A 7,343-nucleotide genomic window follows, 5' to 3' on the forward strand; every position below is an offset into this window, starting at 1 on the left:
CAATAGCGTTCAATACCGAGCTTTCCAATGTCACGAGTGGCTTGGTAGTTGGCGTCTTTTTCTTCTCGAACTAGACGTTGCATGTCGCGATCGTTGATTCGCGAGACATAGCCAATTACGTGGGTGAGAACATCACCATAAGGATAGAAACGTTTTAAAGTTCCGGTGACTTCTACGCCTGGAAATTTATGCTGGTTGACTGAAACGGCTACTTGTTCTTCAGTGAGCTGATTAAGAATCGGTACCGACTTAAAGCGTCGTGAATTACGACGATCACGATTAAAACGCTCGATACGTTCAGGAGGAATCTCAATTAAGGCTTGTAAACGGATGAGCGTGTCATCCATATCTTTAATTTTTTCTGGGATGATCTCTAGGTTGAAAACCGCGGCTTTCCGCAAGGAGCACTCCGTTTCGATCGTAAATCAGACCGCGATTAAGCGCGATAGGCACAACCTTTATTCGGTTGTCATTCGATCGAGTTTTAGCTCTGATATTGGTTGACCTGAAACGTTATACAGGTTAACAATCAACATAGTCATCATGATCATGATCCCTATAAACGCAACAAAAGCACGGCTAGTGAATAGTCGTGCTTCTGCTTTGTAGTCACGGATTTGGCTACGTTTACGTAACATTAACGCTTATTCTCGGTGGTACGGGTGGTTAGCAGTGATGCTCCAAGCTCGATACAAGCTTGCAGCCATGATAACGCGTACTAAATGGATGAGGTAAGGTCAGTGCTGACAAAGACCAGCTTTGATCCGCGGCTGCTTTACATGCAGGGGCTAATCCTTCAGGCCCTTCCAATGATGGACATCACGTCCATCCAATTTCCAACTTTTCTAATTGCTCAGCAAGCTGTGGCGTATCCCATTTTCTACCTGGGATATCGAGCGTGACAATTCGATTACCTTTGGAACCGCAGCCAACATCAAGCCACCTTCTTTTGAAGGATACGTGCAATATCGGCATTTTTGCCACGTTTGCCTGCAGTGATCCTATGAGCTCTAATGGCATGTCGTGAGGGAAGCGACGGCGATACTCTTGAAAGCCTTCTTCTACCCACTTTGGCATTTTAGTGCCAACAGCAATCAGTTGGATTTTCAATGCTTAGCTCCAAAGTTTTTCTAGTTGGTACAGCTCACGATGCTCTTCTTGCATAACGTGAAGCATGCTCGTACCCATATCTAGGACAACCCACTCACCTTCTTTTTGTCCGTCCATACCGAGCGGTTGTAGACCTACTTTTCTACTTCATCTGCGACATGTTGTGCAATAGAGGCAACGTGGCGCTTAGAAGTGCCAGTACAAACAATCATGAAATCAGTCACACTTGATTTGCCTTCTACATCGATAGTTACAATCGATTCTGCTTTCATGTCGTCGGCTTTGTCTGCAAGAAAGTCTTTTAGTTCTTCACGTAACACTGGGTGTTCCTTTAATCTGAATTTAGCTTTGTTTAGGGTATTTTGACCCTAGAATATAACACGCTTTTATGCGTGAAACGGTATATCGAAGGGATACAAAACTCTACGCTTAACTGATGAATTAGTGGCCAAGGCGACTGTTCATATTGGGTTTTTGTCATCAATTCAGCTTGAGTGAGCAACGCAAACAGGGAGTGTAATCGAGAAATCGAACCTCTTGTTAGCGCTGCGTTATAAAGAGGTTTCTTAGATTGCCATCTACGGTGCTTGTCAAAAACCTGCCCGATTGGCATCTGTTTCATTTGTTGCTGCATTTGTAATAGCAGAGCAAGCTCACGCTGTATGCTACGCAGCAAGATGACGGGTTCGACACCTTCGGCTTCTAACTGACGCAGAATTCCTTGTGCACGGTTACCTTTGCCAGCCAATAACGCATCACTCCAATGGAATGGCGTCAAAGTGGTTATGTCGGCTGAGTGACTCTTCAAGTCGGACTAACGTGAGTTTTCCATCAGGATACTGAAGAGCGAGCTTTTCAAGGCTTTTTGAGTTAGGCGAAGAGGTTGCCTCGTGCATTGAGCGAGCATTTGAATCGCTTCAGGATCGGGTAATAGGTCAACCTGACGACAACGCGCTTGGACAAACTGAGTGCAAGCGGCTGACATCAGGAGTTAAACAGCTTACCCAATGCCCTTGATTCGAGAGTGCTTTGAACCATTTTGCATTTTCTTGGGCTTTCGTCAGCTTAGTGCCAACCAATATCAATAAAATATCGTTGTGAATATGCTCAGAAATCGCGAGTAACTCTTTCGCAATCGCAGCGTTAACCCCAGACTCAGGCAGCTCAAGTTCGATGATCTGGCGACTTGAAAATAGGCTTAATGCTTGAGTGCAGTCATAGACTTGATTCCAGTCAAGGCTATTATCAATCGCAAAACGGTGACGCTCTTCGAAGCCTTGCTCTTTGGCTGTTTTTTGAATCGCTTCTCGGCTTTCTTGCAGCAGCAAAGGCTCATTACCAAAAATTAGGTAAACGTTGCTTAACTGGTTAGCAAGTTGCTCAGATAAACGATCGGCAAAAATACGCATCGAATAAACCTATTGCTCAACCGTTACGCTAGGCTTAGCATCAGGTGCTGTACTGGCGTCGATCTCAACGTCGTCAATTTCGATGTTCTTGATGTTGTACTGCTTTTCTAGCTCTTTTACTTGAACGTTTTCTAGAGCTTGTAGATCCATGCTACCTGCTGCAATGTTCGCTTTCAATCGAGCCATCTGACGAAGGATCTGGCTTGACGCAAGCTCAGGCATCTCATCTTCAATCATGTCTCGTTCAACCGATTTTGCGAGTGCTGTTAGCGGGTTATCAAGGCAGCTACGAGTCACACTAGTTGAGAATGTTTTTGATCCTAGATCAGGAATAGTTACTCGATATGATGCGTTGAGCGTCAGTTCTTTTTCTGCTGCACGAGTATTTTGGTAAAGAGACAGAGTACGCTCGCCAACACCTCTCACTAATAATATGCGTTAGGTGTGTTCTCTGCTGGTGGCACAATTTCTACATCGTTCATACGCAGCTGACCCTTCATCATACGCGTGAACGTACTGTATTGGTCGTAACTGGTCACAGAGACTTTGTTGAGTTCTTCTGGTACGGAGTAATCACCACGTAGGTGGAAACCACAGGCACTTAGCAGGCTAACGGTTAAAACAACAATAGTAACTTTCAATGAAGATAGTGAAATCAGGCGCATTATTTGATGGTTCTCATGAAGGTAGAATACTGATTTAAGGGCTTTAGAGCTTTCGAATCGTAGGGCTCTGAGTCTAAAGCACTTAAATAAGTAGACAGGGCAATGTTGCACCCTGTCTAAAGACTACTGAAAACAAAATAAGTTCGCTTCAGCAGTTATATGTGCAGACTAAAGATAGTTCGCTTTAATCTGCAACTAGTTAGTTAGCCAATGTTAGTTAACTAATATTAGTTAGCTACGATGTTCAGAAGCTTGCCAGGTACGAAGATAACTTTACGAATAGTTAAGCCATCTAGGAACTTCTTAGCGTTCTCATCGTTTAGACCAAGCTCACGAACTTGCTCTTCTGTTGCGTCAGCTGCAACCGTTAGCTTCGCACGTAGCTTACCGTTGATCATTACAACGATAGTCTTCTCGTCTTCAACTAGCGCTTTCTCATCGAAAGTTGGCCATGTTGCTGAGTCTACGTTTGATTCACCAAGTGCAATCCACATTTCGTAAGAGATGTGTGGAGTCATTGGGTAAAGCATGCGAACCACTGCTTTTAGCGCTTCATCAAGAATTGCACGATCTTGTACAGATTCTTGAGGTGCTTTCGCTAGCTTGTTCATCAGTTCCATGATCGCAGCGATGGCAGTGTTGAATGTTTGGCGACGGCCGATATCGTCCGTTACTTTCGCGATAGTCTTGTGGATATCACGACGAAGTGCTTTCTGATCACCAGATAGCGCAGAAGCGTCAACAGATTCAGCCGCACCTTTAGCAGAGTGAGCGTGAACCAGTTTCCAAACACGCTTAAGGAAGCGGTTTGCGCCTTCAACGCCAGACTCTTGCCACTCAAGTGTCATGTCTGCAGGCGATGCAAACATCATGAATAGACGTACTGTATCAGCGCCGTACTTGTCTACCATCTCTTGTGGGTCGATACCGTTGTTCTTAGACTTAGACATTTTGATCATGCCTGAGTGCTCAACGTCGCGGCCTTGGTTGTCGATTGCTTTTTCAATGCGACCTTTCGCGTCACGGTCGATAGTCACGTCAGTTGGAGCAATCCATTCTTTCGTGCCTTTCTCGTTCGTGTGGTAGAACGCGTCAGCGAGAACCATGCCTTGACATAGAAGTTGCTTGAACGGTTCATCAGATGTCACGTAACCCGCATCACGAAGAAGCTTGGGAAGAAACGAGAGTAAAGCAGGTGCATACATGCGTGCTCAATACCACCAACGTATTGGTCAACTGGCAACCAGTAGTTTGCTTTCTCTGGATCTAGAATATCGTCAGCTTGTGGTGAACAGTAACGTGCGTAGTACCATGAAGATTCCATGAACGTATCGAACGTATCAGTTTCACGTAGCGCTGGTTCGCCATTGAATGTTGTTTCAGCCCAAGACTTGTCAGCCTTGATTGGGCTAGTTACGCCATCCATTACCACGTCTTCTGGAAGAATAACGGGCAGTTGGTCTGCTGGTACTGGGTGAACTTCACCATCTTCAGTGGTTACCATTGGGATTGGAGCACCCCAGTAACGCTGACGAGATACACCCCAGTCACGTAGACGGAAGTTTACTGTTTTCTTACCTTTGCCCTCAGCTTCAAGCTTCGCAGCGATTGCATCGAATGCTTCTTGGAATGCAAGACCATCGAATTCACCAGAATCGAACAGTACACCTTTCTCAGTGTAAGCTGCTTCAGACACATCTAGCTCAGAACCATCTTCTGGCTTGATTACTGGGATGATATCGATGCCGTACTTAGTTGCGAATTCGTAGTCACGTTGATCGTGAGCAGGAACCGCCATTACAGCACCTGTGCCGTAATCCATAAGAACGAAGTTAGCTACGTAAACAGGAACAACACGACCGTTAAGAGGGTGGATAGCCGTTAGGCCAGTATCCATACCTTTCTTTTCCATCGTTGCTAGTTCTGCTTCAGCCACTTTGGTGTTACGACATTCTTCAACGAATGCTGCAAGCTCAGGGTTGTTCTGTGATGCTTTCTCTGCAAGTGGGTGACCTGCAGCGATACCAACATAAGAAACACCCATTAGTGTGTCTGGACGAGTTGTGTAAACTTCTAGTGGCGCTTCTTCACCGTTGACAGCGAAAGATAGCTCAACACCTTCAGAGCGACCGATCCAGTTGCGCTGCATGGTCTTAACCATTTCAGGCCAACCTTCAAGGTTGTCTAGATCGTCTAGTAGCTCTTGAGCGTACTCAGTGATCTTAATGAACCACTGTGGAATCTTCTTTTGTTCTACTGGAGTATCACAACGCCAGCAGCAACCGTCTTCTACTTGCTCGTTCGCAAGAACTGTTTGGTCGTTTGGACACCAGTTAACAGAAGAAGTCTTCTTGTACACTAGGCCTTGTTCGTAAAGTTTAGTGAAGAACTCTTGTTCCCAACGGTAGTACTCAGGTGTACACGTTGCGAATTCACGTTTCCAGTCGTAACCAAAGCCCAAAAGTTTAAGCTGGTTTTTCATGTATTCGATGTTTTCGTAAGTCCACGGAGCAGGCGCTGTGTTGTTTTTTACAGCTGCGTTTTCTGCAGGTAGGCCGAATGCATCCCAACCGATTGGCTGCATTACGTTTTTGCCTTGTAGACGTTGGAAACGAGATACCACATCACCGATGGTGTAGTTACGCACGTGACCCATATGCAGTCGGCCACTTGGGTACGGGAACATAGAAAGACAGTAGAATTTTTCTTTATTTGGGTCTTCACTTACAACGAAAGTCTCGTTGTCATCCCAGTGTTGTTGAACCTTTTGTTCAATCTCTTGCGGGTTATATTGTTCTTGCATCGATGGTATCCGGTTATCTTGGAATTTGTGAGTTCGGTTAGAACAGAATCTTACAGATCGTCATAGAATACCTAAAGGAGCTTAGTACAACAATAGTTATACTCTTCATACTTGCAGTTGCAGCGTGGTTGATTGCGTGTAAATTCAACCGAATTACTTAGGACAGCTATACTTAAGGGTATGAATTGCATTTGTTTGTTAGGAACTGGTCGCTTAATGGCAGGCCCGTTCACTAAGATAAAGCCGGTCATCTTAGAGGTCGTTATGCCGAAGAAAAAAGCACTCTATGAAGAAGTCGTCGAAGAGGTGATAGAAACGCTGAAGCATAGTCCTGAAGAGCTTAACAACAAAATAGAAACGTCAGGTAAGTATGCGAAAGCAGCCAATGACATGACCAAAGACGAGCTGTCGTTGATTTCCGCTTACGTGAAATCGGATTTAAAAGAGTTTTCCGAAAGCTATGAAGAGAGTAAAGGTGGTCCATTTTATTTGATGATCACAGATTCTATCTGGCAAGGGCTGTTGGATATCACTGATTGCACTAAGGTGGAATGGGTTGAACTGTTTCAAGACTTAGAACATCAAGGCTTGTATCAAGCGGATGAGGTTATTGCCTCGGACACTCGTTTGTGATGAGTGTGGGCATCAAACCGAATATAACCACCCAACGACGATTATTCCGTGTATTAAATGTGGCTCGACAGGGTTTAGCCGTAAAGCGCTTAAGCCATAAATTCCTGAACCATATTAAACCGCAGCAATAAAAAAGGGTTGACCCAATCAGCCAACCCTCAACATCACTTGATCTCGAATCTAGTCTTGTTCTTTGTCTTTCATAAACCAGCCCGCCACCAAACTCAGCAATGCCCAGATATACAGTGGCCAAGTACCAACCACGTGATAAGGGGTTTGACCATCCGTTGAAATGAGTTCAGCTTTCAATACTGCCGTTTCAAACTGCGGTATTTGTTTGATGATCTTGCCTTTGTGATCCGTTACTGCCGTTACACCATTGTTGGTCGAGCGAATTAGCGGCTTCCCAAGCTCCAGAGCACGCATCTGTGCGATTTCCATATGTTGCAATGGTCCAATCGAACGGCCGAACCACGCATCGTTAGAGAGCGTTAGAATAAAGTCAGTTTCATCTGTTACGTTTTGTCTAACTTGATCATTAAAGATGATCTCATAACACAACGCAGGCGCTACAAAGATGACGACCATTTGCCACGATGTTTGGTTGAAGCGGCGCACGAAAAACGCGAAAGCGTTTCACGATAAATGCGAAAACGTCAGTGTGAGAACTGATGAATCAGTTGGTTAAACACCCACCTTCCGGTAACTGAACGAAGTACAAGG

Annotated in this window: 10 protein-coding genes and 3 pseudogenes; 2 read left to right on the forward strand and 11 right to left on the reverse strand. The window is 45.0% G+C overall.

The features are described from left to right. The 10 genes and pseudogenes from BCU57_RS20825 to leuS form a co-directional block, all read right to left on the reverse strand. A pseudogene (locus BCU57_RS20825) lies at positions 1–401 on the reverse strand (penicillin-binding protein 2); the annotation flags it as partial. Between the two features lie 57 nt (positions 402–458). Then, on the reverse strand, positions 459–638 hold the full coding sequence (locus BCU57_RS20830) for a hypothetical protein (protein ID WP_413211514.1): 180 nt from the start codon (positions 636–638) through the stop codon (positions 459–461). Positions 639–644: 6 nt separating this feature from the next. Next, positions 645–707 carry a hypothetical protein gene (locus BCU57_RS20835; protein ID WP_413211522.1) on the reverse strand — a complete coding sequence of 21 codons (63 nt, stop codon included), beginning with the start codon at positions 705–707 and terminating at the stop codon, positions 645–647. Positions 708–819: 112 nt separating this feature from the next. Continuing rightward, positions 820–1,110, reverse strand: coding sequence for a 23S rRNA (pseudouridine(1915)-N(3))-methyltransferase RlmH (locus tag BCU57_RS20840; protein ID WP_413211515.1), 291 nt, complete (start codon positions 1,108–1,110; stop codon positions 820–822). 3 nt (positions 1,111–1,113) lie between these two features. After that, a pseudogene (gene rsfS / locus BCU57_RS20845) lies at positions 1,114–1,382 on the reverse strand (ribosome silencing factor). Between the two features lie 80 nt (positions 1,383–1,462). Continuing rightward, on the reverse strand, positions 1,463–1,918 hold the full coding sequence (locus tag BCU57_RS20850) for a hypothetical protein (protein ID WP_413211516.1): 456 nt from the start codon (positions 1,916–1,918) through the stop codon (positions 1,463–1,465). A 127-nt stretch (positions 1,919–2,045) separates the two neighbouring features. Then, positions 2,046–2,519, reverse strand: coding sequence for a DNA polymerase III subunit delta (gene holA / locus BCU57_RS20855; RefSeq protein ID WP_413211517.1), 474 nt, complete (start codon positions 2,517–2,519; stop codon positions 2,046–2,048). Between the two features lie 9 nt (positions 2,520–2,528). Further along, entirely contained in the window at positions 2,529–2,945 is a 417-nt protein-coding gene (gene lptE / locus BCU57_RS20860) for an LPS assembly lipoprotein LptE (protein ID WP_413211518.1), read from the reverse strand. Beyond that, positions 2,945–3,184, reverse strand: a complete 240-nt coding sequence (locus BCU57_RS20865) for a hypothetical protein (protein WP_413211519.1) — start codon at positions 3,182–3,184, stop codon at positions 2,945–2,947. Before BCU57_RS20865 ends, lptE begins: the two co-directional genes overlap by 1 nt. Before the next feature lie 227 nt (positions 3,185–3,411). Then, a pseudogene (leuS, locus tag BCU57_RS20870) lies at positions 3,412–5,987 on the reverse strand (leucine--tRNA ligase). 216 nt (positions 5,988–6,203) lie between these two features. Between leuS and BCU57_RS20875 the strand changes: the two are divergent. Together BCU57_RS20875 and BCU57_RS20880 are read left to right on the forward strand one after the other, a co-directional pair. Next, complete coding sequence (locus BCU57_RS20875; RefSeq protein WP_413211520.1) at positions 6,204–6,620, forward strand: zinc ribbon-containing protein; 417 nt, start codon at positions 6,204–6,206, stop codon at positions 6,618–6,620. Next, a complete protein-coding gene (locus BCU57_RS20880; protein WP_413211521.1) occupies positions 6,589–6,720 on the forward strand; it encodes a zinc ribbon-containing protein in 132 nt (43 codons plus the stop codon). The genes BCU57_RS20875 and BCU57_RS20880 overlap by 32 nt, the downstream gene beginning before the upstream one ends. Before the next feature lie 80 nt (positions 6,721–6,800). Here the strand turns inward: BCU57_RS20880 and BCU57_RS20885 are convergent, their stop codons facing one another. Continuing rightward, positions 6,801–7,208 carry a nitrilase-related carbon-nitrogen hydrolase gene (locus BCU57_RS20885; RefSeq protein WP_413211523.1) on the reverse strand — a complete coding sequence of 136 codons (408 nt, stop codon included), beginning with the start codon at positions 7,206–7,208 and terminating at the stop codon, positions 6,801–6,803. Between the last annotated feature and the right edge of the window lie 135 nt (positions 7,209–7,343).

The organism is Shewanella sp. 10N.286.48.B5 (assembly GCF_002874355.2).
GTDB lineage: Bacteria > Pseudomonadota > Gammaproteobacteria > Enterobacterales > Shewanellaceae > Shewanella.